Below are 24,994 nucleotides of genomic sequence, written 5' to 3'. Positions count from 1 at the left end.
AGTTCTTACATTTAAAATTACGGTTGGGCTAAACCTATTCGGTATTCTATTATATTCGAGGAAGAGTAGGTTTAGAAAATGTATTGTCTAACCTTTTTTATATTTATAATCATAAAATGTAACACATACTTATATATAAAAAGGATTAGTGAAAAAAGGGTATTGTTATGAAAAAAGACGATAAATTAACTAGTAAGCATATTAAATGGATATTGGCAACAATGTTAGCTTGGACCTTCGACCTATACGACTTGTTTAGCATACTCTTCGTCACACCTTTCATAGCTGAGCTCTTCTTTCCCTCAAAGATATTACTCCTCTCCATAGCTGCAACTTACGCAAGTTTTTTAACATCCTTTATCATGAGACCCGTTGGTGCTACGTATTTCGGAACGAAAATTTCCGATAAGTCCGGGCGGAAGAGGGCGATTTTTTACGGCATTTTAGGTTTAGTAATCACTGCAACGCTACAAGGGGCATTACCAACATACGTGATAGCTGGAATAATCGCACCTATACTATTAATCATCTTAAGGTTAGCTGAAGGATTTTTCGTGGGAGGAGTTACTAGTGGTAGTCATACTATAGGTCCAGAATCCGTACCAGAGAGACATAGAGGCTGGGTAGGGGGTCTTGGATTCTCTGCTGCAGGTATTGCTTATTTAATAGCTGCAGGATGGTTTTACTTAACGGCGATACTTTATCCAGGTTCTGAATACTTAGTATGGGGTTGGAGAGTGATGTTCTTAGGAGGACTATTACCGCTGATAGTTCTCTTATTCGTTAACTATTTGACGCCAGAGTCCGAGATGTGGAATAAGATAAAGTCTAAAGGAGAATTAGTTAAATCTCCCGTTAGAGAGTTATTTACTAAAAAATATAGAAGAGCCTTAGGTATAGCGTTAGTAATAACAGTCGGATGGGCTTTGATGTATTACATTCCTCAAGGATTATTTCCAACCTTTTTAGCTGAAGTTAATAAGTTGCCTAAAACTGAAGCTGCAATAACGCTAATAATTGCATCTATAGGAGTAATAATCGGTCCAACGCTAGGAGGCGAAATATCCCAGCACATTGGAAGGAAATTAATGAGTTTGATTGGAGGTATTATAGTCATAGCAGTGGTCTCACCTCTGTTCCTATACTTAGGTTCTCTTCATGTACTAAACTCAATAATTTTAACAGCCTTCTTAATAAGCTTATTAAGCGACTTCGGAGGAGGGATAGTGATGACTTATTTGAATGAGATCTATCCTACAAGTGTTAGAGGTACTGGAGTAGCGTTCACATGGAACACTGGATTTGCAATAGCTGGAGCTTCTCCAACGATTATTAGCCTGATACTTGCCTCAGTAGGTGGATTCCCCAAATTCCCCATTGTAATGTTTTATTCAATCATCTTTGCGGGATTAATAATATTGATAGGATCAGTATTGACTCAAGAGACGAGAGGAAATATAATTAAGGAAGTAGAGAAACTTGGTTAGTGGTATGGAATGAAGGCAATGTTATTAAACGAGTTTGGGAAACCTTTACGATTAAATGATATTGAAACGCCGAGGATAAGAGGAAGTCAAGTATTAGTTAAAGTCGAATATACTGGAGTTTGCCACACTGATCTTTCGGTAAAAAGTGGAGTAATTTACAATAGAATTAGTATGGAAAAACCCAAACTTCCGTTAATATTAGGTCATGAAATATCTGGAGTTGTTGAGGAGATTGGGGATGAAGTAAGTGGATTTAGTAAAGGTGATAAAGTTTTGATTAATCCTTGGATAGGTGATGGTTCATGTTATTACTGCAAAATCGGAGAAGATCAATACTGTGATAATCCCAAGTGGTTAGGGATTAGTATGAACGGAGGATATGCGGAATATGTAGTAGTTCCAGATTACAAGTATTTATATAAGTTAAGGAATTTATCAACTTTAGACTCCTCACCCTTAGCCTGTTCGGGAGTAACAGCTTATAGAGCCTTAAGATTGGGAGAGCTAAATCCAGCGAAGAGTGTAATGATAATTGGAGCTGGAGGGGGATTGGGTAGTATAGCCATTCAAATAGCTAAGGCAGTTTATGGTAGTTTAGTTATAGGGGTTGACGTAAGTGATGATGGATTAAGATTAGCCTCTAAATTAGGGGCAGATTACGTAATGAGCAAGGTAAATAAAGAAGAATTGATGAAAATAACGGATAATAGGGGTGTTGATGTGATTGTAGACTTTGTAGGATCTGAGACGACTATTAATAATTACTACACCTTCCTATCCAAGTTGGGAAAATACATCAAAGTGGGAACTTTTGGAGGAGGTTTACCTCATGATGCGGGTTTAAAGCTTCACTCCATGGGATGGCAATTTATCGGCACCTTAACTGGTAACAGGAAGGACTTTCTAGAAGTGTTAAAATTAGCTGAGAATGGTAAAATAAAGCCGGCTATAACTAGAACCTTAAGCCTAGAAGAAGCCAATGAAGCTTTAGAAAACTTGGAAAAAGGTAAAGTTAGTGGAAGGCAAGTTCTTAAAATTACTTAATTGCAACGGGATTTATGGGTGAACCGGTACCTCCTATGACTTTCAGTGGTGATGCTACGAAGAAGAACTCGTATTGCCCATCCCTTGAGCAATCTTCAGCTAATTCCTCTAACCATAACATCTCCATTATAGGCATGCCCAAATAGTTTAAGAAGAAAATATGTAAGGGGAGCATTATTCCCAATGTGCTAGAATAAGTCTGCTCAGAGGCTATCGTATCAGAGCCATAAGCAATTATCTCATTTTCGTAGAACCAATTAACTAACTCCGGCTCATAAGTTATTCCAGGCTCATTAAAATCCTTATAAAACTCTTCAGCTCCCTTCTCGTAAAAAGTCTTCAAAAAACCGGTCCTAACGAGTATGATGTCACGCTTCTTTAACCTTACCCCTTCCGACTTAGCTGTCTCTAATAAATCTTGAAACGATATCATTTCTCCCTTATCTAAACTACTCTTTCCCTTATATCTAGCTACGTCCAACAAGACACCTCTGCCTACAATACCTTTCTCAGCTAACTTACTCACGTCATCCTTAACTAATCCTCCTATAGTGAGTTTAGAATCATAACCGTTATAGAGCGTGTTATCCTTCCAATAGTGACCCAAAGCATCCACTTGGGTACTAGCTTGAAGGTGCATAATGATGATATCGTCAGCTGACTTTCCTCCACCCGGTCTAGGCTTAGATTTACCTACCATATAAGAACTTTCGTCCCTAACCATTAAGTGAATAGTGGGTTTTCTTCCAATCCATAAAGGATCGCCTTCCCTCCTATTTATCCATAAACCTAAAGTGAATACTTTTCCCTTCCTTATTACCTTTAAAGAATCTAAAAGATACTCACTGGTTATGTAATTCAAAGTACCAATCTCATCATCTCTTCCCCATCTACCCCAATTCTTAGGGGCTTTTTTAACCTCTTCCTCAAAATTATACCTCATGAGGAACAATTAATGATAAAAAATTTAAAAAATTTACGGGAGACAGTAATTATAACTGTCGTTCTCGTTATGGTAGTTAATGTAGCCAAGAACGACTTTAATATGTTCACGTATGTTTATTAAAGCTTACAAAAGAATATAAAAATAATGTATATACGAAAGTTCATCGAAGAAGTAAGAAATTTAGGTCTATTAAAAGAAGTTAAAGGAGCTGACTGGAACTTAGAGATAGGAGCTATAACTGACTTAAATGCCAAGAAACATAAGTTTACTTTACTCTTCGACGAAATAAAGGACTACCCTAAAGGTTTTAGAGTACTAACTGGGGCATTATTAGATTATAAGAGAGTAAACCTAGCTCTCAATATAAATGCCCTTAACGATATTGATTTAGTGAAAAAGTTAAGGGATAGATTAAACATAGCATCTAAGGAATACAGAAGCTATGAACCAGAGGAAGTTAATGATGCAGTATTCCTTGAGAACGTTGATAGTGATGATAAGGTAAATCTTTTTAAGTTTCCAGCCCCCAAATGGCATGAATTCGATGGAGGGAGATATATAGGTACAGCTGATGCTGTAATAACTAAAGACCCAGAATCTGATTGGGTAAATGTAGGAGCTTACAGAGTCATGTTAGTTGATAGGAATAAGTTATCAATATTCATTGATTCTTCTCATCACGGTAGGATACATGTGGAGAAATATCTTAAAGCCGGTAAAAAATGTCCAATAGCGATTTCATTCTCCCCACCATTAGACTTGTTCATTTTCGCAGGAATGGAAGTCCCAGCAGGTATATCTGAGTACAATTACGCAGGGGCTATAGTAGGTAAAAGATTTAAGGTATTTAGAGGAGAGGAGACTGGACTACCTATTCCAGCTGAGAGTGACATTGTGATTGAGGGATATATAAGTGGGGAGTTAACAGATGAGGGACCTTTTGGGGAGTTTATGGGATATTACGCTGGAGGAAGGATGAAAAATCCTGTAATAGAGGTTAAAAGGGTTTATTATAGAAGTAATCCCATACTTTTAGGTACTGCTCCAAGTATTCCTCCCTACGACTACTCTTATTTTAGGTGTCCTCTGAGGTCAGCAATGATATGGGATATGTTAGAGAGAATTGGGGTAAGGGATATTAAGGGTGTATGGGCTCACGAAATAGGGTTTTCAAGGGCTTTAATAGTAGTTTCAATTAAGCAATCCTTTGCTGGTCAACAAACCATGGTAGGACATATATTAGCAACAAGTCCTCTAACAGCCTATGGTGGTAGATATGTAATAGTTGTAGATGAAGATATAGATCCGTCAGATATAAATCAAGTATTATGGGCGATTTGTACTAGAACAGATCCTATTAATTCAATAGAAATTGTTAAGAACGTTCCTAGTACTCCTTTAGACCCCATGGCTGAAAGGAAGCAGAACGTAAAGGAATACGTCTCATCCAGAGCTATTATATATGCTACCAAACCCTTTAACAAAGACTTTCCCAGAGAGGTAAGACCTAGTGAGGATATTGTGGAAAGGGTAATCGTTAAATGGAGGGAAATCTTGGAGTAACTGGACTATGCGTGATCAAAAATTTCACTTTAAGGCAATTAAGATTAATCTGTTTAGATACTACCTAATTAGATACTACCTAATCGGAAAAATTATTCTTTCTGACCTCCTCCTAGTCCTAAAGGGCGAGGCTTGTCGTTCTCTTTGTTAATAAACTTCCCTAAATGAATTATGCTCATATTAAAATAACAAAAATGTTGTCCACAGATATATTCCCGTCTTGAAAGTATAAATGTGTAATCATTTAAATAATCTAGTTCACCATAAGCTGAATATTATTAATATTTTTACAAAGTGATGAAAGCCTCTATGGCGGGGGAGGAAGCCGGGCTTATATAACAGCATTCACATATGCTCGATTTAAGAAAAGATACTTTTAATCCCTCACAAAATGTACTCAAAGGTCATTCTTTAGAAAAAATATATTAGTTAGAAAAGTAAAGATATATAATTATGGCATATACGACCAAATTTGTAACCCCCTTATTCCATATTAACCTTGTTAGTACCGATAGCTGGGTTATTGGTAGCATTAGCGTTAAGAAGTTTACTAATACTAGATTACGTTCATGTGCTAACTGGAGGAACTTGGACGGGCATAGATTTATTCATGGGCTTGGTAATGAGTAGAGTTTTGAGATCGTTAGACCCTAAGGGTAGGGCTGAGATAATAAAGAGGTTAGTTCCAATAATGCTCTTCTTCATGCCATCCCTAGCGTCAGTGGCAACTACTGCCGGATATTTCTTAGCCTCATGGCTAGGAATATTCAACTTAAAAAGCATCTATATCCTATTATCTGGCGTAGTCGTTCTAATATTAATTATACAAGGTTTTGGAATCATATTACCTAATGAGGTTAGAATAGTGTTGGAATTAAGAAATGAAGACCCAGATTTAAATAAGGTAGTCAAGTTGGGAATGAGGAACATTTATGTCTCTGGTAGTCAAGTTATATTTCAAATAATTATAATCTTCATAATGGCAAACCTAGTGATCTAGTTTACTTAACTCCATTAAAGTCATTGCTAATATTTTTATCGAATCGTAAAAGTCATTAATTTCAACATATTCATCAGTAGCATGGGCTAGCTCTATTCTCCCTGGACCGTAATTAATTGAGAGTATTCCCTCTTTTACAGTAAACCTCATGTCAAAAGTACCGGGAGATAATACAAGCCTAGGCTCTACACCTCTAATCTCCTTAACTTTTCTCCTCATTATTTCATATATTTTGTCATTAACATCTGACGTTATAGTATCTATTGCATAAAACTCATCATACTCATACCTTGCCTTAAACTCTTTACTTACTCCTTCTAGTATGTCTAAGATCTTACCTCTTACCTCATCTAGGTTTTCCTCTGGTACTAACCTTCTTACTATGGAAAACTCACAATAGTCAGCTACTGTATTAACCCAATTCCCGCATTTCACAGTTCCCACTAGAATAGATGGCTTCTTAGAGACCTCTGGAATTATCTCGTACTTAGACGTTATGTCTGGAAGAGAGTTGTACAATTCTTGGATCATCTTAGTTGATGCTCTCACAGCGTCAATACCTAATTGTGGCAATCCTCCATGACTTTTCTTACCGTAAACCCTTACAATAGCCCATATCGCACCCCTATGACCATAACATACATTATCTGCACCAGTTGGTTCAGTGAAAATCACGTAATTTATTTTTCCTTTCTTTAAAATTCCTTTCTCAACTAAGTAATAAGTACCAGCGTTAATATTACCTACAGTCTCCTCATCTGGAACTAACGTTTGAACTATTTGAAGGTTTGAAGGGAATACTTTATTCCTTCTCAACAACTCAACCGCATATATCTGGGATACTATTCCAGACTTCATATCTGCAGATCCTCTTCCATATAATTTGCCATCTTTAATAATTCCTTCATAGGGATTAACGCTCCAACCATCTCCAGCCGGAACAACATCGTAATGCCCGTTAAAGGCTATCCTAATATTTCCATTACCTAAATAGCCAACTAAGTTATGTCTTCCTCCCTTCCCAAACTTAACTAATCTCTTTAAATCATCATCACTCAAGGAAAAGACTTCAGTATTATAGCCTAACTCGTCTAACTTCTCCTTCATCTTTTTAACTATAATGTCGTAGTTAAGCCCGGGCGGATTTTCAGTAGGTATTCTTATTAGTTCTTTTAAGAAGTTTAAGGACTCTTGTTTTAACTCCTCATCTAGTTCAGTCAACCATTACACCTCCGGCTCATATCTCCCATCTATCGCAGTCCATCCACCATCTACGAAAATGACGGTACCAGTAATGTATGATGAGGCAGGCATTACTAAAAAGATTGCGACGCTAGCTATTTCCTCTGGAGTAGCCCACCTCTTAAAGATCGTCTTCTCAGCATAAGCCTTATACCAATCTGGCTTACTCTTTATCTGCTTAGTAAAAGGAGTGTCAACAACTCCGGGGGCAATTAAATTAACCCTTATATTATATTTACCATATTCAGCTGCTGCTACTTTAGCTAATTGTACTATACCAGCTTTTGAAGCAGAATACGCGGATTGTCCCGGTTCAACTACTATACTTCTTATTGAAGAGAATAATACAACACTTCCACCATCTTTCATAAACTTCAGAAATTCCTTTAACACTATAAAGGGACCCTTAAGATTTACATTAATAACCCTATCAAACTCCTCATAAGTGTAGTTTTCAATAGATTTTCTAACATTTATAGCAGGTGTAATAAATAGAGCGTCTATTTTCTTGAAATTCGAAAGGATAAAAGGCAATAACTTGTCTCTAACATCTTCTACCTTAGTAATGTCAGCTTTGATTCCTTTAATTTCATATCCTTTTGAGGAGAGCTCATTTATTAACTTATTTAGTTCTTCCTCGTTTACATCGCTTGCTATTACTTTCCCTCCTAAACTTACAAACATCTCGGAAATACTCCTCCCTATTCCACTAGCAGCTCCAATTACTACAGCGTTCATTCCCTTAACTGAAAACAAATCCTTATAATCCATGTACTTCACCTACTTAAATATGGATAACACAGACTTTTTACTGGATTCGTAAGTTAAAAATATTAGATCATCTACGTTAACGTCAACTTCGTTAGTAGATATCGTGAAAACGGTGTCCCCATCCAAGGAGAGGTTATAAGGTCTTATGATTGCTGAAAAACCGTTTTCAGCACTACTAGCTATTCTACAAGCATCGGAGTTAGAAAGCTTAGCATTGGTTAATACTACTCCTAAAGTCGTCCCTGGAGTACTTAACCTCATTTCATCACTTTCGTTTCCAGCTATCAAATTACCTTCTTCATCATAGACGTTACCTATGCTGTTAACCACTGAGATAACGCCCACTTTTACTTTACCTTTCTCCAACTCATAATATCCTTGTCCAGAAGGCTTAGCATCTCTAATCCCATTGAGTTTACCAACAGTAGCACCTCTTCCAGCCCAATATCTTCCAATCATTATTTGTTGAGATAAATTTTTCAAAGCTTTAAGTCCCCACTCCTCTGTGGGTAGTATATGATTATCGTAGAAGTCGTAAATAGCTGCAGCTGCTACAATAGGTACTCTCATATCCCCTATCTTAAAACCCTTACCCATCTCGTATAAACCCAATAATACGCCATTAACCGCCCTAAAACCAAACACACTCCTTCCCGTAAGCACTATAGCGTCAACTGATTGATCCCTTCTGTGTAATGGTCTTAACAGATCAGTCCCCAAGGTTGCTGGAGATCCACCCCTTTGAGATAAGCCGACAGTGTTGTTCCTATTATCCATTACTACTACTGTTAAGCCAGACTTCGCATTATCATCAGTATACCCTCCCACTAATACTCCATCAATACTTATCCTCTTATTCATATATCACATCCTCCTTTTTCCCAGTATATGTTTCTCTAGACAATAAAATACCAATGATCATCACTATTTCCGCAATTAAAAGGTTTAAAAACCATGCCTTTTAGGGCGGGGTAAAAGTTTTTAAGACATTTTTCTTTCATAAAACTCCCTTCTGGTTAACCTAATAAAGAGTAGGAGCCGGATCATTACTCCCGCAATACTGGAGTTATATAAACTTAATTCTCTCACTGAAACTACTGACCACGGTAAAGTGGGGTAATCCAATTGCTCTAGCTAAGGGATTTAACATAACTGTGCTAAAGTATCTAAAGGGAGGGCTATTCGAGGAAAGATAAATTTAAACCTTTACAGTTTATATTTAAGTTAGTAAACAGAAGATTTATATTCCAACTATTGAGAGTCATTATTTATGGAGAAACTTGACGTTTACTTACTGATGGTTTCAAGAATTCTTAGAAGTTTGGTAGCAGGCTTCCTAGCAGTAGTAATAGGCTTATATTTCTTGAAGATAGGATTGACTGACGTTGAAATAGGCGTACTATTTGGTATAGGCGCATTCGCAACCCCGCTCCTTTCCCTCATTTTCTCAATATACGCTGATAGGTACAGTAAAAAGATGTTCCTCCTCATGACGTTAGCCTTCTTGCCAATTAGCATAATAATACTCTTGACTACTAGAAACTTCGCATTATTAGCATTATCGTCAGCCTTAGGAGGATTTGGAATAGCTGGAGGTTTAGTAGGTGGAGGTGTGGGTGCGATTGTTGCCCCAATACAGACCGCTATTTTAGCTGAGAAAAGTAAAAAAGATGAACTGACTAAAGTTTATTCAATCTTCACTACATTATCAACATATAGTGGAGCATTTGGTGCCCTTTTTGCTAACATTAGTGATTATACTGAGCTATTTATGATAGGTTTAGTATTGTCTTTAGCCTCATTCTTAGTAGCCATACCAATAAGAGAGGAGAAATCGAAAAAATTGAACGAGGAAACGATAGTAGATAACAAGAAGAAAGAGGACTTAGCTACCATTAAGAAGAAGGACTTAGATATAATTAAAAAGTTCACTTATACTGGAATGTTTAATGGTATATCACAAGGTCTAATAATACCCTTCATACCAATCATTTTTGAGCAGTTTTACGGATTAACACAGGCTCAGATAGGTGACATAGTATTTATAGGAGGCATTGTCTCAGCCTCAATAATATGGTTAACCCCAATAATGAATGAAAAACTTGGTTTCGTCAGATTTATTATCTATACTAGGCTAGTGTCGACTATCTTGACCTTAGCCTTTCCTTTCTTGAGGCTTCCCTTACTAGCGAGTATTGATTACATCGTATTTACTTCTTTTAGAGTGTTCGCATTACCAGCACAACAAGCCTTAATGATGACCTTAGTTAGTGGTAGGAGAAGGGCTACTGCGAGTGGTACCAATCAAACTGCAAGACTATTACCTTCAGCCTTATCTACGCTTTTGTCAGGATTTCTACTAAGCGTTTCGGTCATATTTCCTTTCGCTTTAGCTTTCGTAACGAACATGACTAACCTATACTTATACTATAGATTCTTCTGGAACGTTCCGGAGGCTAGGGAAAGGAAAAAGATCAGTGCTAGGATAGGTTCGGAAGGGTAGAAGTTGACGGATTAACTAATGCTTAGTATTTAAATGATTAATGAACAGACTTAATGCCTCTCTTAGGAAGTTTTGATCCTTACTACCTAGCCCTATTCTAACATACCCTGGCATTTCAAAGCACTCACCGGGGTTAATCAATACGCTATATTTGTTAAATAAGCTTTCACTGAACTCATAGGTGTTATCTACACCTATTGACTTTACGAAAGCAAGTACAGTAGCGTTAGGTTTTACCCATTTTATTTTTTCATTAAGCATTTCCTCAAATAACTTGAAATTAGTTAAAGCTATGTTCCTAGCCCTCATCATCAGTTCCTCTCTCCTCATTAAGGCGTTATAAGCTATTTCTTGACTGTAAACTGAGGGTGATATTGTCGTGTAATCTCTTACACTCCACATTTTATCTATTATCTCCTTATCATTTGCAACAACCCAGCCTATCCTTATGCCGGGTAAACCGTAAACTTTAGACATACTGTTAGTGCTAATAGCCTTTTCGTATAAATCAACAAAACTAGGAGAAACGTTACCATCAATCTCTGAACCTCTGTAAACTTCATCTGAAATTATATAAGCGTGATTGTCCTCAGCTATCTCAACAATTCCCTTAATTTCGTCTTTAGATAATGCCATTCCAGTAGGGTTATTTGGATTAGTTATTACAATTGCTTTAGTATTCTTACTTACCATTTCATTTAACTCGTTCAAGTCTAAGTGAAAACCTTTCTCTTCCTTAAGCCAAATGTTCTTAACTTTTGCGTTAATACCCTTTAATAAGCCCGGTATTTGCATGTAATTTGGCATTTCTACAATTACCTCATCATTAGGCTTTATTAACGATAGGATAGTGATGTAGTTCGCCTCAGCACCTCCATTTGTTATTATAACCTTCTCTGCGTCTTTTACCTCATATAAGCTTGAAATTAATTCCCTTAACTTTATCAATCCTTTAGTATGCCCATACTCGAACTTCACTTCAGGGGGAAGCTCTACTTCTCTAGAGGAAAGTGGTTCAACACCACTTTCTGATAAAACGTATTTAGCCCTCCAATCCCTTAATGATTGCCATCTCTCTAGGCAAAACTCAGGGTACATATAGTAGAGATTGACAACCAGTATTTATTTCCTTTCATCTCGTGAAATGGTGTGTGGACAACAATTTCATCCACCCCCATAAAATTTTATTCCAACTTATGCCAATAGATTTCGAGTAAATTGTGTTGAAGAATTTTTTTAACCATCTCGTCATTGTGTTTCTTGTTAAGTAAGGTGAGTGTTAGGAAATCAAACCCATTCATCTTCTTCCTACAATAAATAACTTACCCTCACCCTAAAAATACTTTTCCACAATAAATAAAATTCAATTTACATCAATCAAATTGTTGTCCACACACCTAACCAGGATAGAAAACAGTATGAGAAATCCTGGACATACGTAGACACGGTGCTTGTAGAGTGATGAACAGTTCGAAGACTGTCCTATAGATCCAGTTCAAGGGGAACTGGGATAGAGAAATCGAGAAAGTCTCGCCATTTAAAGTGGGGAGGAAGTCAGAAATAATTCTGTAGAAGCAAAAATAAATAGGAGGGATTAGTCTAATTTATCTATATGGTTAATCTTGTAGTAAAGTACAAGATACAAGGAAAGACTTACTCGCTGAGGCTTGAAGGAGAAGAACCCAAAATCTATGAAGACTTGGACAAAGTATTGCAGGAGCTATGTGAAAAATTCGACATTAAGGAGTATTCGGTATCTGAACTAGTTAGTATATCACCATTAGGTAAAATTATAGGTACCGTTACTCCAAACTTACTCTCACACTCTGCTGACTACAAGATCTCCGACGACAAAACAATTGATACTATAGCTAAGACAGTTTTAGGCAGTGCGATAGGGTTAACCATAGGGCATATTATTGATTCTGTAATGGAAGTTGAAAGGGAAAAGTTTAGTATTAAGTCCCCTTGTCTACCTAGAAAAGAGAACCCATTCGCTGAAGCAATAACGGAATGGAAATGATATTATTAGATACTTCATTTCTATACGCTAAATAAGAATGAGAGTAAGCATGGAATAGCTTTAAAGATAATGGACGAGATTGAAGAGGGTAAGTACGGAAAGCCCATACTTTTAGACTACGTTGTGGACGAGTTATTAACCTTGGCGATAAGTAGGCAACCCTTCAACTACGTCAAGCTACTATCGGAAAAGATTCTACAATTGAGGGGTAGGTATCTTTTTGAAAGTGTCATGAACGACTTATCAATTGAAGAGATTATAAACGCGTTCATCAAGTTAAATGAAAACCTCAACAATAAATTAAGTTTCACCGACTGTGCTATAATTATGACTACGCATCAAGTTGGCTATTTAGCAAGCTTCGATGAAGGTTTTAGCGGATCCTTGATAAGGTTAAGGATGGAATTTTTTATTTACGTTCTCAAAGGTTACGTTATCTCTAACTTCTAGGTAACTGATTTTGTAAATTTCTATCGAATCTTCTTATTGAATTTAAAATAAGTACCTTTAAACAAATCATATAGCTAATATTCTTGTTCCTAACTTCCTCCACTCATCGATTCTCATCCGGGGGTATTAGAGAGGATAAAAGAGCCATAGAGTTTCATAACTGTGATAATGTCACGATCATTCTCTAACCGCATGAACAGTGGAAGTACCTATGTCCTGCTTCCTTCATTTCTTTCCCGCACTTTGGGCATTAGTGCGGATCAACGTACACTATCTTTAGCCCATGTTTTTCGCCTGCTATTTAGTCCAGTAAAGTAGTCTACGGTACCGCATGAGATAGAATTTATCTCTAAACTCAGTTGGTAGATCCTTTAACCTCTTGATGAGGTTGTTTAAGTCCTCTAAGAAAATAGCTGAGACATTAAACAACTTAGCTATATCAACAACCCTCTTTTGCAGAGTCCTCTAAAATATTCCTAGCTTTCTTGGTGTGAACAACAATTTGGTTGTTTTGATATAAATTGAATTTTCTTTATTATGAAAAGTATTTTTAAGGTGAGGCAACTTATTTATTGGGCGAGAAGATGAATAGGTTTGATTTCCTAGGACTCACCTAACTCAACGAGAAACACAATAGCAAGATGGCTGAAAATATTCTTCTGCAATAGACTCTTGCATAAAAAATTTTACAGTTGGACGAAATTGTTGTCAACACACTGTAATATCTAGACACACTAGAAAATTTTCTTAAATCCTCCTAACGTACACTAGGGGAAATATGGATACGAGTTGTAAGAGAACTACTAGCGTTACTGCTGTTAATAAGTCTTTATATATTAGTAAGAAAATTAGCCCAGCAAATCCATAACCTGAATCCCTCAACAATCTATAAATTCCTAAAGACCTCCCTCTATTCATATCGCTACAATAGTCATTTACATAGGCTATGAGATTAGGATATACCATTGCCATTCCCAACCCAGCTATAAAGGCGGAAATAATGTAATATTGGATCGTGAAGATAGATACTCCAATTCCCATAAAAATGAACCCTAACACTAATAACAAGAGTCTACCTTTCACATCGCTTATATGTCCAAAAGGTATCTGTAATAATGCCCAGGTTAGTGTATATATTGTCACTATGGTGGAAATCTCGAATGGACCTTTAGCAGATAAGTACAATGGCACTAAGACCCAGAAGAATGCGTCCACAAACTTCTCCAATAGTCCAGCAATACCTATAAGTAGAGAGGATATTAATCCTCCCTTACCTAAACTTGTGTTAGGTTTAGTCTCTGATGCTTTACTTGAGAATACCAAAGCTAATAACCCTACTAGTAACATCAAGTAATAAGGCGAGAAAAAAGAAGAAATTATTAAACCAGAGAGAAAACTCCCCATCGAGACACCTAAGTATCCAAAAGTTTCATTTATCCCAGCTGCTAAACCTGCCCTCCTTTTGCCAGATATGTCAATCTGCGAAGTTACTGTAGTAGTCCAAGTTAAGGCTTGATTTACTCCTAAAAACACTGTAAATAATGTCACTAATATAGGAGATTTGACTATAATTGCTATTAATGGTAAAGGAATTGAGACTAACCAACCTAATATTAACACTTTTTTCCTACCTATTATATCTGATAAATGTCCAGAAATGTAATTCATTAAAGCTTTGGTGAAACCAAAAATAATAATCGAGTATAGTACGAAATAGTATTCATTCAATTCAAGGACTGGGAAGGCCACCCTGAATACTCCTAAGTAAATTCCCGTGAAGAAGACTAATACGGTGAAAAGTTGAAAGTTCTTCTTCTTACTCATTAACTATAAAGTCTTATTAACAATAAATTAGTATTATTCACTATGAGTGGTGAATTGGAAGAGAAATTAATTAAGATAGGTTTTTCAAGATATGAGAGTAAAGTTTACTCTACATTAACTAAAATCTGCAACGCTAAAATGAGGGAATTGGCAGAACTGTCTGGCGTTCCATACCAAAAGGTGTATGACGTAGTTTCGAGACTTGAGAAGAGAGGTTTTGTTAAAGTGATAAATGGAAAACCGAAGAGGGTTAAACTCATAGATCCTAACATAAGTTTTGAAAATTATAAGCAAACTATCATAGAGCAGATAGACAAAATAGTTGCTGAGATAAACACCATTACCAAGGATAAGAGCAAAGAAAGGTCTACCGTAATTGAAGGGAGAAGACAAGTAATGAGCTTCGTGAAAAACATGATCAGTGAGGCAAAAACTCTTAAGGTGGTATATCCGAGAATACCAAGCTGGATGGTAAAGCTATTGAGAAACTTTAACGGCGAACTATACTTAGTGGTAAGAAGTGAAGATATGGAGAAGGTTAAGGGCTTGAAAGGAAAGATTAAATACAATGATGAAGTCAATTCAAAGTTCATAATTTTTAATGACGAGATAACTGCTGTTTTTACCGACGAATCTTACGTTACTGTAGAGTCGTGTTTAGGTTGTATGATCCATTCAATGGAACACTTTAAGTTAATATTTAACAAGGATAAAAGAACGGCAAACCTCACGTTTTAAGGTGGGAAGGAGGTTAAGAAATTGTGACCTCGCTGGAGGAAATATTAAAAAGTAGAGGAATTAATTATCAGTTCGTCAAAGTCAAAGACGCTAAGACTGTTAAAGACGCTTCCAACTCTTTAGGAATTGATGAAGGTAAAATAGCTAAGACTGTGATTGTCATTGCAGACAATAAGCCATTAGCAATATTCTTAAGGGGCAATAAAAGGGTAAATCTAGAAAAGGTAAAAGAATTTTTGAGAGTTAGCGAGGTTAGGATAGCGAAGGCTAAGGAGGTAAGGGAATTAACAGGTTATCAAGTTGGTGGAGTTCCTCCAATTATAGAAGGAGTAGAAACTATCGTAGATTTGGATTTAGCTAGCGATAGCGATTACGTCTATTGTGGTGGAGGAGATGAAAAGACATTACTACGTATTTCACCCAAGGAGCTTGTTGAAAAGTTTAATTTAAAGGTCTTAAACGTAAACCATTAACTGGAAATAGTGAATAACCCTTTTTTTATCATGTTGATTACATTAACATATGTTATTTAGACAGCTGATCTCAAAAAGTGGAGGATGCTTAACTTACGTCATTGGATGCACTCAAGCAGGGGAATTAATAATCGTTGACCCTAGGCTTGACTTAGTTGACGATTTGATGAACTTTTCTGAATTATACGACATGAGGATATCTTACATTATAGATACTCACACTCACGCTGACCACTTATCTGGGGCAAAAAGGTTAGCTGACATGACTAGGGCTAATGTTTATATGCATGAGAGTACTAAGGTGAAGTTTGCACAAAAGGTTAGGGATAATGAGGAAATAAAAGTTGGTAACGTTAAAATAAAGTTCCTTTATACGCCCGGGCATACTCCGGATAGTGTTTCTGTACTCATAACTGACTTAAGAAGAGGAGATGAGCCTTGGGCAGTATTAACTGGTGATACGTTATTTGTGGGTGGAATTGGTAGGATAGATATAGGAGGTGAGGACTCAGCAGAACGGCTCTTTTACAGTTTACAAAAACTTAAGGTATTACCAGATTACATTGAAGTTTTCCCTGCCCATACTTCCGGTTCAGCGTGTGGATTTGGGATAAGTGGAAAACCGTCATCAACCATAGGTTTTGAGAGAAAGTATAACAAGTTGTTTAGTATAAATAACAAAGAGGAATTCATAAATTCACTAAAGTCCATAAAACTTCCTAGACCTAAGGAGTTCGATGAAATAATAATGAAGAACGTTGAAGGTAATTTTTAATTTATGTTATATTTTTAAGAAAAACTAAAAGCGTCATTACGTATAAAACGGAAAAGCCTCACTGATTCACTTTCTCAAAATCTTAAATAAATTAATTTGTCCACTTAAAATTATCTACATAGAAATTAATACAATAACAAAAACGTTATAACTTAATCTTGCACGATTCCTTCCTACTATTCTTCTCTTTTTAGATCTATTACAAAGTTGAGGAAAGCCTCTATAGTGGGGAGGAAGATGATAAGTGAGGGTATAAAAAAATAAAGATGAAAATCAAGCATATTAACCATTTTATACTAATTCAAACTAATGAAGAGCATAGCAATAATAGGGAGTGGTAAGATAGGCAGTGGGATATTAAAGGCAGTTAAGGGGAACTATCCGTCAATAAGAATTATCGCAACAGGGAGAAGGGATGAGACTATTGAAAACGTTAAAAGGATGGGAGTTGAGGCTACTAAGGATAATGATTATGCAGTTAGGGAAGCTGAAGTCATAGTGTTGACCGTTAAGCCTCAACATTTTCCAGTAGTATTACGACAAGTAAACAAGGATTCTTGGATGGGTAAGATAGTGATATCGGTAATGGCTGGTATAAAGGTTTCAACACTTTCCTCTCTCATACCTAATGCTGAAGTATATAGGGCTATGCCTAACATTAACGCTTTAGTAAATAGGTCTACTACCGCAATAGCAGAAAGGGATGGGAGGGGGAAGGAGTATGTTGAAAGTATTTTTAAGTCGTTAGGAAGCGTTTATTGGGTTCCAGAGGATATGTTAGACGCTTGGACTGCTTTAATAGGAAGTGGTCCCGCTTTCATTTCAGAAATAATTGATGCCTTCGCCTTAGGTGCAGTTGCTTGTGGGATGCCTAGGGACTTAGCTTACTATGCAATACTTGACATGATTGAAGGAACGATAAAGATGTTAAAAAGTAATTTAAATCATCCTGTAATGCTTAGGGATCAAGTCACAACTCCTGCTGGTACTACAATTAGAGGGTTAATGGTAATGGAGAGTGAAGGAGTCAAGTCAGCATTAATTAAAACCATTGAGTCAGCTTATCAGAGGGCTTATGCAATAGGTGAGGAGATTGATAAAAGGTTAAGGGAGAGTAATGGAAAGTGAATAATCTGACTTCCTCCCCTTTTCTCTTATCGATTTAAGCTTACATTTATCATATCTCGAGAGGCTCAGAGAATCCTTCTGCATGTAGAATTGGTTTTTTAGACTTTTCATCCCCGCTTATGAGGCCTTTCCTAACTAATGTAATAACTGACCTACTCCCCGCCCTAAAGGCCTGCCTTTCTTTGTCAAATATTTACTGACTCTAAAAAATAATCCATTTAGCGTCTTTAGATTAATAATTTAGAAGTGTAGATTAAACCTTTGCCTTACTTCATCTAATTTCGTGTATGGTTCCACTACGTTATAAATATAAATGTTTTTACCATCCTTAGTAGTAATTAACCAGTCTCCGATAGTATAAGTGACAGCACTACTAGGTAATAATAAACCACCATAAGCATAAGTCTCTTGTCTAACGTTAGATACTATTATTTTATTTACATAACTCCATGGAATTACTAATTCCCCATCAATGTAATTTCCCTTATTACTTATTTTCCACAAGTATTTTACCAGCCTATAAATCCCGTATAAAATACCTATCCCTATTAGTATAAATATAACTGCTGATATAACACTTATAATTACTGCAGATAGTGAACTGTTGGCTAAATCTAAAAGTTGCTGAAAACCAAAATATAGGAAGCCTATTCCTAACGCCCCTCCAAAAAATATTCCCAAGCCCAAAAACATGCCTCCCGCATGTATACCAACCTGCTTCCTAAAGTTTACCTTATATATACCATCATCTGCCGCTGCATAATGGTCTTTTATAGCTTGTAGAAAAACTATAGATCTTCTAGGAACCCTTAAAATTGTTAATGGAACTATTTCTGTCATGTAAAATCTTCTCTTCATCATGAAGTAATATTAAAACAGATATTTTAAGCATTACTCCCCTTTTTTCTTAATGCCATTATACAGATAGGAAAACTAGTCTCGACAAGCTTATCGATGAATTTTTCAAAAATTTAATCGCAAATAATTCACTCACTTTATACCTTAATTTTAAGGTTCTTGAGACTTGATTTCAAAAGTCAATTCCAGAAAGTTTGTAATTTAATATTTATATTACTATTAGTAAAATTAATTTTTTGCCCAATTTTTGTATTAACTATCACTTTCAGTACCAAGAAATGTCCTTTTATTTCTGAGTTCACATTGTTATGTAATGGAAGGAATTCAGAATCTACGCATTTCGTTAATAGTTGTTTCGATTTCAGCTTTAATTTTCACTCTCTTAGTCTCGTTATCGTTGATTTCCTACGTTTTCATCACTTTAGCTTTATACACATTTTACATAGTAGCTTCATTAATACCTTACTTATTATTTATAATTTTAACCTTTATGGGATTCATGAGATTGATAAGAAACGATAAAAAGTTTATGATAGGGTTAATAGGTTGTTCAATCGACGGACTATCCTACCTTTTAAATTTTATAAGTATTCTAATAATGAAGGGCTCGTTTACAATAAAAATATCTGAAGGTCATACTATCTTCAGTAGTTTAAGCTTATATTCATTATCTCTACCCATATACACTTTAATTTCAATCATTATGGGCATAATCGGTTTCACACTCATTATAATCTCCCTAAGCGTGAAATTGTCATCAACTAAATTAAAGTTAGGTTCAATAATCACCATCTCAGGTTTCGTACTTCTCATATTACCTATCTTAGGAGGGATAATGATTACTATAGGCTCTTTCTTAATTTTTTTAGGCTTAGGAGAGACTATATAGGATAGTTAAGGATCTGCAGGTTAATACGTAAGCTAATTAGGATTCTTGAAGTTTTTTCTTAGTCTTTTCGTAACCAACATAAATACGTTTGAAGTTACAAAGTGAGGAAAGCTTGACTGTCGGGGAGGAAGTCTCCATTAAGGCTTAAAAACTATTCCTCGTGCCTATCTGGTTATGAAAGATTTAATATAATACTATTAGGAAATTATATTTATGAATAAGATTGCCATCATAATACTTATAGTAGGTCTAATAGTTGCTTGGATATTAGCGTCATCAATTAATGTGATCACAGTGAATAACCAAAGTAAGGGGGTTAACTTAGGTAATAATGGAGGTGGAGGAGGTAATGGGATTCACATACCAAATCTTCCTACGATTAATTACACTCTACCTAACATTACGTATAATTTCAAATACTCACTTTATAACGCTAGTGTCGAGAACGTTAAACTAGTATCAGTGCCAATAATACTTCCACAAATACATATTCCTAATGTAAAATTGCCAAGATTAGGTAGTGGAAAAGGTAATAGTTTAGGATCTGGACAAGGGAATGGAGTAGGAAACGGTAATGGTGAGTCATCGGGAAGTAGTGGGGGTAATAATCAGTCAACGATAGTAACTGTTACAATACCGCCATTACTTTACATAATATTACTCGCATTAGTAGTAATAATATTAGCTACTAGTTCATTCTTTATTGCGAGGAAGACAATTAGGCTGAACACACCTCAAATGCCACAGATGAGCTCTCAAGTTTCATTACCTAAGAAAGTTACACAGCAAGTTACATCTAATGAAGAGAAGGAGGAGGTTAAACTACTACCTAAGGAGATATTAGCGTCCTTTAAAGGCTGGGGAGGAAGTGATATAATAGGACTACCTATTGCAAACGATCTACCATTGATATGGGATTACAGAACGCCTCTCCCAGTTCACTTGAAAAAGGAGGGCTATAGATTGGTAAATATGGGGAATAAAGGTATGATAGCTGACAACAAGCTTTACATGCCTGAACCAGGATGCTATGCTATAAAAGCGATTAATGAGAAAGGAGATGAGAAGACATTCTTTATAAGGGGAGTTAACTATGATGAAGACGTGATAAGGTTAATAAGAGTCAACATAGGTGATGTGGAAAGCCCTAAAACCATAAGAGAGATCATGAGGGAAAGCTCTTATGATTCAAATACAATTATAAGGACTTTTGAAGACGTGAAATATGGGCATAAAAACGTGGATAGGGTAAGATACGAGGAGTTCTTGAGGGCAATAGGCAGAACCTTCAACAAGGTGATAATCTGTGAAAATTCGTAATTACATTATAGTTTACATAATTTTATTTGCCTTGATTCCTTTATTCTTACTCCTTCTACATACTTTAGGGTTTTACTTAGTTACTCTCATATTAATTCCGTCGATAGCTATGGTAACAGCAATGTTAATAGGAGACTTTCTCAAAGGCTTAACTTCCATAGCCTTAAAGAGAGTTGTAGCTCCATCAGTGTTCACCTACTTGTTTTTTAGCACGTTATCTAGTTATCTAACTTCAGCTTTTAAGACATACGTTATAGGTTATTTCATAAGTTTTCTAACTTTACTCTTAATAAGTCAATTCGTAGCTCGTTTAGAAAAGGAAGTGGATAAGGTAGAACTAATGGATTCTATAAAGTACGCTTCAAGGTTCTTCCTCTTCTTAGGCTTAGCGTACTTGTTTGGAATATATGCTCCTTTGTTTTATCCCTTCTTAGCCGTATCATTAGTTTACCTTATTGCATCTCCCTTACCAGCCTTAAGTAAGAACTACGTCTGGATAACGGACAATCTAACCTTTTTGTTAATATCTGCATTCGGGATAGGCTTGTTTTACACAGTATTGATTATTCCTAAACCAGCCCAAGATAACACTTACGTAATTATTGCGTTTACAATAATCGCCTCACTTTTAATTGCGTTTACGGCATATCGACTTTATAATAGTGGTGTTAAGACTGTCGAGAGGATAAGTGAGGAAATTTATGAAAAATATCAACGTAAGGAAAATCTAGTTCTAACTCCAGAATTCGTTAGGCTAGATAGTGCAATAAAGGAGTTTGTTACGTACGGGAGGAAAGAGAAGTTAATAACGTACTTAACTTACGAGCTGACTAAGGATGGATTATCCTATGAGGAGATTTTAGTTAAACTAAGCAACTTAGTTAACTATACAACAACTTATCCTCAAGATAAAAAAAGGGTTAACAGAAAGGTCATTGAGAGGGAAATTCAGAAAAGGCTTAACTTAGTTAAGGAGTTGCTGAGAGAGGTATTGGCGGTAAATAAAAATACTTAGACACTATATTCTTCATGTGAGTGAAATATCTTACATGACGAAAAAAGTTAATGAAGTCATTGACGAGATTATGAAGTATTTCGTTGGTGAAAGGGAGGTAATAGTTAAGATAATTGCGTCAATATTAGCTAACGGACACGTTTTAATGGAAGACGTACCGGGTATAGGTAAGACTTTCCTCTCTAAGGTTTTAGCTAAAGTACTTGGACTGAAATACAGTAGAATACAGTTCACTCCAGATTTATTACCTAGCGATATAATAGGTACTAAGGTATGGAGACAAGATAAGGGAACATTTGAGACCGTTCTAGGACCTATCTTTGCCAACTTCATCTTAGCTGATGAAATAAATAGGGCTCCACCTAAGGTTCAATCGGCACTCTTAGAAGCTATGCAAGAAGGGCAAGTCACAATTGAGGGAGAGACGATTAAACTCCCAAATCCGTTCATAGTAGTTGCAACTCAAAACCCAATAGAATTGGAGGGAACTTATCCACTACCAGAGGCTCAGTTAGACAGATTCTTGATAAGGATTAAGTTAGGCTATCCCAAAGACGAAGTTGAGTTATTGAAGAGGAGGATCTCGTGGCGTAGTAATGATCCCCTATCACAAATAAAGGTTATGATGAGTGAAAGCGATCTGATAAAGATTAGGAACTTAATAGAATATGGCGTTAAAGTTAGTGATGAAGTGATGAAATACATTGTTAGTTTTAAGACTATAAGAGATGATCCTAGGATTTTAGCTGGACCTAGCCCTAGGGCATTGATATCTTTGATGAGCGTAAGTAGGAGTGTTGCCTTCATAGAGGGAAGAGATTACGTGATACCAGATGACGTGAAGAGGGTAGCCATTGAAGTATTGTCACATAGAATAGTGTTGAAGCCTGAGATATCGCTTGAAGGAGTTAAGGGAGAGGAAATAATCTTTGAATATCTTAATAAACTTCCAGTACCGAAGTGAGATTGCAATGAAGGAACTAAACAAGACTATTATCATTCTTTCAATACTACCAATATTCATGGCGTTAGTTCTAGTAATGACTACCTCTAAATGGTATATAATCGCAATACTTTTCCCTTTATTTATAATTTTCCTAGCCCTAAATCTAGATGAGAGACCGCTAATACATATTTCAGTAAGCGTTGAAAAAAATGTTATCTACGTGGGAGATGAGTTAAAAGTCAAGGTCAATGTAAACTTGGAAAAAGGATTTGGATTAATAATCTTTAGATCACCTCCCATACCAAAGACTCAAATGGCTGAAGGCTTTGAACTCGTTAAAGGTACGAACGTTCACGTAATATTTAAGGGATTTAAAAGGGTTAATAAGGACTTTGAATATACTTTGAAGGCGTTAAAGAGAGGGGTTTATCCATTAGATAAAGTTGAATATACTTTTTATCATCCCTTTGGTGCTCATGAAATAATCAAGGATTCTATCAACATAAAAGAAGAAGTAAAAGTATTGCCTAAAATAAAGATAATTTATAGAATACCCAACAACATTAAGCCTAAGGAAGCCTTCCCTAGATTTTCCCCATCAAAAGTCGGACCTTATTCAACTGACTTTAAGTCAATAAGGAAATATGAAATAGGAGATCCCTATAAGTTCATTAACTGGAAGGCAACGGCGAGAAATCCTGGGAACGAGTTAATGATCAATGAATACGAAAGGGAAGGAGTTAGAAGTATTATCATATTATTAGATAGAAGTTGGATGATGAGGTTCGGAACTGAGGTCGAGAACTCACTAGAGTATGGAATATCTCTTATCCTCTCTTTAAGTAAGGTATTATTGAGGCAAGGTTATAACGTTGGCTTATGGACTATTCCTTCTGGGGAGAAAGTAATTCCGAGTTCTGATTCGGACCAATATTATAGATTAATGAGTGCTCTAATGAGAGTAAGAGGATACCCAGCTTATACGGGAGTAATTGATAAGAGTGTATTAAAAGCGTGGAGTTCAATGAAACCAATAATGATCATAGTCACAAATCTAATGGAAAACAACTTAGCTTACTTGTCTAGCGTTTTTTCTAATAAAAGAGTAATTATAGTTGATATAATACCAGATAATATATTACTAAAAAACGTAGTAGAGGGAAATCCTTGTAACGAGTGGTTTATAAGAGATAAGAAAGAGCTAATTTATGAGAAGTTGCCAAGTAATGCAAAAGTAGTAAGCTGGGATCCAGTCTGTGAGAGTATCGGTAAGGTTGTAGCTAAGATATCAAAGTACATGGCTGATTTATGATGAGGCCTACACTAATTTCTTTATCTATTATACTTCCCATGTTACCTTTCATAATTATTCTCTTAATGGGATATACCACATTAGGAATTGTAATAATTTCTATTATAGGTGCGATTGGAGCCATCAGTCTCTTAAGGAATAATCTTCACTACGCTTCATGGTTCTCGCTGATATTAACCTCCTTCATCTCAATTTTATCTCAAGGCTATATACCTTTTGTCTTTCATATAGCCCTAATAAGGATAAGCGATATACCTCTCTTTAATGGGTCAATAATAGCACCAGAGTACTCTCTAATATTAGCTTACATGGATAAGTTATATAGTAGATACGTCAAAGAGTTTAATCTTAAGGGCTTTGATAAAAAGGAAATAGAGAGTGAGTTAAGTGCCTTGTCAAGGTCAATAATTTCCATCATTACTTTAGCGTTTACACTATCAGTAATTGTTTATATTGGAATTACTAAGGCTAATATTTTAAGTCTCAACCCTTTTATTGCTCTCATAATCTTTGCTATCATATTCATAATAATATCTAGATATTTGATAGAGAAAATAAGAAAATTAGAAAGCTGAATTCCGCTAGTCCCAAAGGGGATCTGATTTTGTGAACTATACTGCCCACTGACAAAGGAAGGGCAAGCCTCGCCCTTTAAGACAAGAAGAGGTCAGAGACGCATTGTTGCAA

Annotated in this window: 24 protein-coding genes; 17 read left to right on the top strand and 7 right to left on the bottom strand. The window is 36.0% G+C overall.

Going from position 1 to position 24,994, the window contains the following annotated elements:
- Nucleotides 1–167: 167 nt before the first annotated feature.
- Both BFU36_RS12240 and BFU36_RS12235 read left to right on the top strand, forming a co-directional pair.
- Nucleotides 168–1,487, top strand: a complete 1,320-nt coding sequence (locus BFU36_RS12240) for an MFS transporter (RefSeq protein ID WP_069284284.1) — start codon at nt 168–170, stop codon at nt 1,485–1,487.
- A gap of 9 nt (nt 1,488–1,496) precedes the next feature.
- Nucleotides 1,497–2,531 (top strand): NAD(P)-dependent alcohol dehydrogenase, encoded by a 1,035-nt coding sequence (locus tag BFU36_RS12235; protein WP_069284283.1) that lies wholly within the window; start codon nt 1,497–1,499, stop codon nt 2,529–2,531.
- On the opposite strand, the gene BFU36_RS12230 is transcribed toward BFU36_RS12235, so the two are convergent.
- Entirely contained in the window at nt 2,524–3,474 is a 951-nt protein-coding gene (locus BFU36_RS12230) for a cyclase family protein (RefSeq protein ID WP_069284282.1), read from the bottom strand. The two genes, BFU36_RS12235 and BFU36_RS12230, sit on opposite strands and share 8 nt — an antisense overlap.
- A gap of 147 nt (nt 3,475–3,621) precedes the next feature.
- On the opposite strand from BFU36_RS12230, the gene BFU36_RS12225 reads away from it, so the two are divergent.
- Nucleotides 3,622–5,040 (top strand): UbiD family decarboxylase, encoded by a 1,419-nt coding sequence (locus tag BFU36_RS12225; RefSeq protein WP_069284281.1) that lies wholly within the window; start codon nt 3,622–3,624, stop codon nt 5,038–5,040.
- A 499-nt stretch (nt 5,041–5,539) separates the two neighbouring features.
- On the top strand, nt 5,540–6,040 hold the full coding sequence (locus BFU36_RS12220) for a hypothetical protein (protein ID WP_231961151.1): 501 nt from the start codon (nt 5,540–5,542) through the stop codon (nt 6,038–6,040).
- Here the strand turns inward: BFU36_RS12220 and BFU36_RS12215 are convergent.
- From BFU36_RS12215 to BFU36_RS12205, 3 genes are read right to left on the bottom strand one after another with little or no spacing between them, the layout of a single operon-like run.
- Nucleotides 6,029–7,261 (bottom strand): M20 family metallopeptidase, encoded by a 1,233-nt coding sequence (locus BFU36_RS12215; protein WP_069284279.1) that lies wholly within the window; start codon nt 7,259–7,261, stop codon nt 6,029–6,031. The genes BFU36_RS12220 and BFU36_RS12215 overlap by 12 nt on opposite strands.
- Nucleotides 7,262–7,264: 3 nt before the next feature.
- The gene (locus BFU36_RS12210; protein WP_069284795.1) at nt 7,265–8,053 is read right to left on the bottom strand and encodes an SDR family NAD(P)-dependent oxidoreductase; all 789 of its coding nucleotides are present in this window, start codon (nt 8,051–8,053) and stop codon (nt 7,265–7,267) included.
- Between the two features lie 9 nt (nt 8,054–8,062).
- The gene (locus BFU36_RS12205) at nt 8,063–8,914 is read right to left on the bottom strand and encodes a P1 family peptidase (protein ID WP_069284278.1); all 852 of its coding nucleotides are present in this window, start codon (nt 8,912–8,914) and stop codon (nt 8,063–8,065) included.
- Between the two features lie 409 nt (nt 8,915–9,323).
- Here BFU36_RS12205 and BFU36_RS12200 point away from each other — a divergent pair, with 409 nt between their 5' ends.
- Nucleotides 9,324–10,556, top strand: a complete 1,233-nt coding sequence (locus BFU36_RS12200) for an MFS transporter (RefSeq protein WP_069284277.1) — start codon at nt 9,324–9,326, stop codon at nt 10,554–10,556.
- A 15-nt stretch (nt 10,557–10,571) separates the two neighbouring features.
- On the opposite strand, the gene BFU36_RS12195 is transcribed toward BFU36_RS12200, so the two are convergent.
- Nucleotides 10,572–11,654: an aminotransferase class I/II-fold pyridoxal phosphate-dependent enzyme gene (locus BFU36_RS12195; protein WP_069284276.1), complete on the bottom strand. Its 1,083-nt coding sequence runs from the start codon at nt 11,652–11,654 to the stop codon at nt 10,572–10,574.
- Between the two features lie 514 nt (nt 11,655–12,168).
- On the opposite strand from BFU36_RS12195, the gene BFU36_RS12190 reads away from it, so the two are divergent.
- Together BFU36_RS12190 and BFU36_RS12185 are read left to right on the top strand one after the other, a co-directional pair.
- Nucleotides 12,169–12,579, top strand: coding sequence for a hypothetical protein (locus tag BFU36_RS12190; RefSeq protein ID WP_069284275.1), 411 nt, complete (start codon nt 12,169–12,171; stop codon nt 12,577–12,579).
- 69 nt (nt 12,580–12,648) lie between these two features.
- On the top strand, nt 12,649–13,029 hold the full coding sequence (locus tag BFU36_RS12185; RefSeq protein WP_069284274.1) for a hypothetical protein: 381 nt from the start codon (nt 12,649–12,651) through the stop codon (nt 13,027–13,029).
- Nucleotides 13,030–13,776: 747 nt separating this feature from the next.
- Here the strand turns inward: BFU36_RS12185 and BFU36_RS12180 are convergent.
- A complete protein-coding gene (locus tag BFU36_RS12180; protein ID WP_069284273.1) occupies nt 13,777–14,853 on the bottom strand; it encodes an MFS transporter in 1,077 nt (358 codons plus the stop codon).
- Between the two features lie 42 nt (nt 14,854–14,895).
- On the opposite strand from BFU36_RS12180, the gene BFU36_RS12175 reads away from it, so the two are divergent.
- The 4 genes from BFU36_RS12175 (at nt 14,896) to proC (ending at nt 17,967) form a co-directional block, all read left to right on the top strand.
- Nucleotides 14,896–15,591, top strand: coding sequence for a TrmB family transcriptional regulator (locus tag BFU36_RS12175; protein ID WP_069284272.1), 696 nt, complete (start codon nt 14,896–14,898; stop codon nt 15,589–15,591).
- Nucleotides 15,592–15,614: 23 nt separating this feature from the next.
- A complete protein-coding gene (locus BFU36_RS12170) occupies nt 15,615–16,064 on the top strand; it encodes an aminoacyl-tRNA deacylase (RefSeq protein ID WP_083216411.1) in 450 nt (149 codons plus the stop codon).
- A gap of 49 nt (nt 16,065–16,113) precedes the next feature.
- Complete coding sequence (locus tag BFU36_RS12165; protein ID WP_069284271.1) at nt 16,114–16,839, top strand: MBL fold metallo-hydrolase; 726 nt, start codon at nt 16,114–16,116, stop codon at nt 16,837–16,839.
- Between the two features lie 309 nt (nt 16,840–17,148).
- Nucleotides 17,149–17,967 (top strand): pyrroline-5-carboxylate reductase, encoded by an 819-nt coding sequence (proC, locus tag BFU36_RS12160; protein ID WP_069284270.1) that lies wholly within the window; start codon nt 17,149–17,151, stop codon nt 17,965–17,967.
- Nucleotides 17,968–18,207: 240 nt separating this feature from the next.
- On the opposite strand, the gene BFU36_RS12155 is transcribed toward proC, so the two are convergent.
- A complete protein-coding gene (locus BFU36_RS12155; RefSeq protein ID WP_156770091.1) occupies nt 18,208–18,825 on the bottom strand; it encodes a hypothetical protein in 618 nt (205 codons plus the stop codon).
- Between the two features lie 313 nt (nt 18,826–19,138).
- Here BFU36_RS12155 and BFU36_RS12150 point away from each other — a divergent pair, with 313 nt between their 5' ends.
- From BFU36_RS12150 to BFU36_RS12125, 6 genes are all read left to right on the top strand, one after another.
- A complete protein-coding gene (locus BFU36_RS12150) occupies nt 19,139–19,714 on the top strand; it encodes a hypothetical protein (RefSeq protein ID WP_069284268.1) in 576 nt (191 codons plus the stop codon).
- A gap of 213 nt (nt 19,715–19,927) precedes the next feature.
- The gene (locus tag BFU36_RS12145; protein WP_069284267.1) at nt 19,928–21,034 is read left to right on the top strand and encodes a hypothetical protein; all 1,107 of its coding nucleotides are present in this window, start codon (nt 19,928–19,930) and stop codon (nt 21,032–21,034) included.
- Nucleotides 21,021–22,049 carry a hypothetical protein gene (locus tag BFU36_RS12140; protein WP_069284266.1) on the top strand — a complete coding sequence of 343 codons (1,029 nt, stop codon included), beginning with the start codon at nt 21,021–21,023 and terminating at the stop codon, nt 22,047–22,049. The genes BFU36_RS12145 and BFU36_RS12140 overlap by 14 nt, the downstream gene beginning before the upstream one ends.
- Nucleotides 22,050–22,065: 16 nt before the next feature.
- Nucleotides 22,066–23,013, top strand: a complete 948-nt coding sequence (locus tag BFU36_RS12135) for a MoxR family ATPase (RefSeq protein ID WP_197490533.1) — start codon at nt 22,066–22,068, stop codon at nt 23,011–23,013.
- Between the two features lie 7 nt (nt 23,014–23,020).
- A complete protein-coding gene (locus tag BFU36_RS12130) occupies nt 23,021–24,307 on the top strand; it encodes a DUF58 domain-containing protein (protein WP_069284265.1) in 1,287 nt (428 codons plus the stop codon).
- Nucleotides 24,307–24,882 carry a hypothetical protein gene (locus tag BFU36_RS12125; protein WP_069284792.1) on the top strand — a complete coding sequence of 192 codons (576 nt, stop codon included), beginning with the start codon at nt 24,307–24,309 and terminating at the stop codon, nt 24,880–24,882. The genes BFU36_RS12130 and BFU36_RS12125 overlap by 1 nt, the downstream gene beginning before the upstream one ends.
- Nucleotides 24,883–24,994: the final 112 nt, after the last annotated feature.

It is taken from the genome of Sulfolobus sp. A20 (assembly GCF_001719125.1).
Lineage (GTDB): Archaea > Thermoproteota > Thermoprotei_A > Sulfolobales > Sulfolobaceae > Saccharolobus.
Note: the sequence above shows the minus strand (reverse complement) of the source record. Positions and strands in the feature narration are given on the sequence as shown.

Coding starts and splice junctions, on each gene's coding strand:
- BFU36_RS12165 (WP_069284271.1), top strand. CDS start 16,114: ATGTTATTTAGACAGCTGATCTCAAAAAGTGGAGGATGCTTAACTTAC.
- BFU36_RS12210 (WP_069284795.1), bottom strand. CDS start 8,053: ATGGATTATAAGGATTTGTTTTCAGTTAAGGGAATGAACGCTGTAGTA.
- BFU36_RS12235 (WP_069284283.1), top strand. CDS start 1,497: ATGAAGGCAATGTTATTAAACGAGTTTGGGAAACCTTTACGATTAAAT.
- BFU36_RS12150 (WP_069284268.1), top strand. CDS start 19,139: ATGGAAGGAATTCAGAATCTACGCATTTCGTTAATAGTTGTTTCGATT.
- BFU36_RS12180 (WP_069284273.1), bottom strand. CDS start 14,853: ATGAGTAAGAAGAAGAACTTTCAACTTTTCACCGTATTAGTCTTCTTC.
- BFU36_RS12125 (WP_069284792.1), top strand. CDS start 24,307: ATGAGGCCTACACTAATTTCTTTATCTATTATACTTCCCATGTTACCT.
- BFU36_RS12155 (WP_156770091.1), bottom strand. CDS start 18,825: ATGAAGAGAAGATTTTACATGACAGAAATAGTTCCATTAACAATTTTA.
- proC (WP_069284270.1), top strand. CDS start 17,149: ATGAAGAGCATAGCAATAATAGGGAGTGGTAAGATAGGCAGTGGGATA.
- BFU36_RS12200 (WP_069284277.1), top strand. CDS start 9,324: ATGGAGAAACTTGACGTTTACTTACTGATGGTTTCAAGAATTCTTAGA.
- BFU36_RS12240 (WP_069284284.1), top strand. CDS start 168: ATGAAAAAAGACGATAAATTAACTAGTAAGCATATTAAATGGATATTG.
- BFU36_RS12190 (WP_069284275.1), top strand. CDS start 12,169: ATGGTTAATCTTGTAGTAAAGTACAAGATACAAGGAAAGACTTACTCG.
- BFU36_RS12195 (WP_069284276.1), bottom strand. CDS start 11,654: ATGTACCCTGAGTTTTGCCTAGAGAGATGGCAATCATTAAGGGATTGG.
- BFU36_RS12130 (WP_069284265.1), top strand. CDS start 23,021: ATGAAGGAACTAAACAAGACTATTATCATTCTTTCAATACTACCAATA.
- BFU36_RS12225 (WP_069284281.1), top strand. CDS start 3,622: ATGTATATACGAAAGTTCATCGAAGAAGTAAGAAATTTAGGTCTATTA.
- BFU36_RS12185 (WP_069284274.1), top strand. CDS start 12,649: ATGGACGAGATTGAAGAGGGTAAGTACGGAAAGCCCATACTTTTAGAC.
- BFU36_RS12205 (WP_069284278.1), bottom strand. CDS start 8,914: ATGAATAAGAGGATAAGTATTGATGGAGTATTAGTGGGAGGGTATACT.
- BFU36_RS12175 (WP_069284272.1), top strand. CDS start 14,896: ATGAGTGGTGAATTGGAAGAGAAATTAATTAAGATAGGTTTTTCAAGA.
- BFU36_RS12145 (WP_069284267.1), top strand. CDS start 19,928: ATGAATAAGATTGCCATCATAATACTTATAGTAGGTCTAATAGTTGCT.
- BFU36_RS12230 (WP_069284282.1), bottom strand. CDS start 3,474: ATGAGGTATAATTTTGAGGAAGAGGTTAAAAAAGCCCCTAAGAATTGG.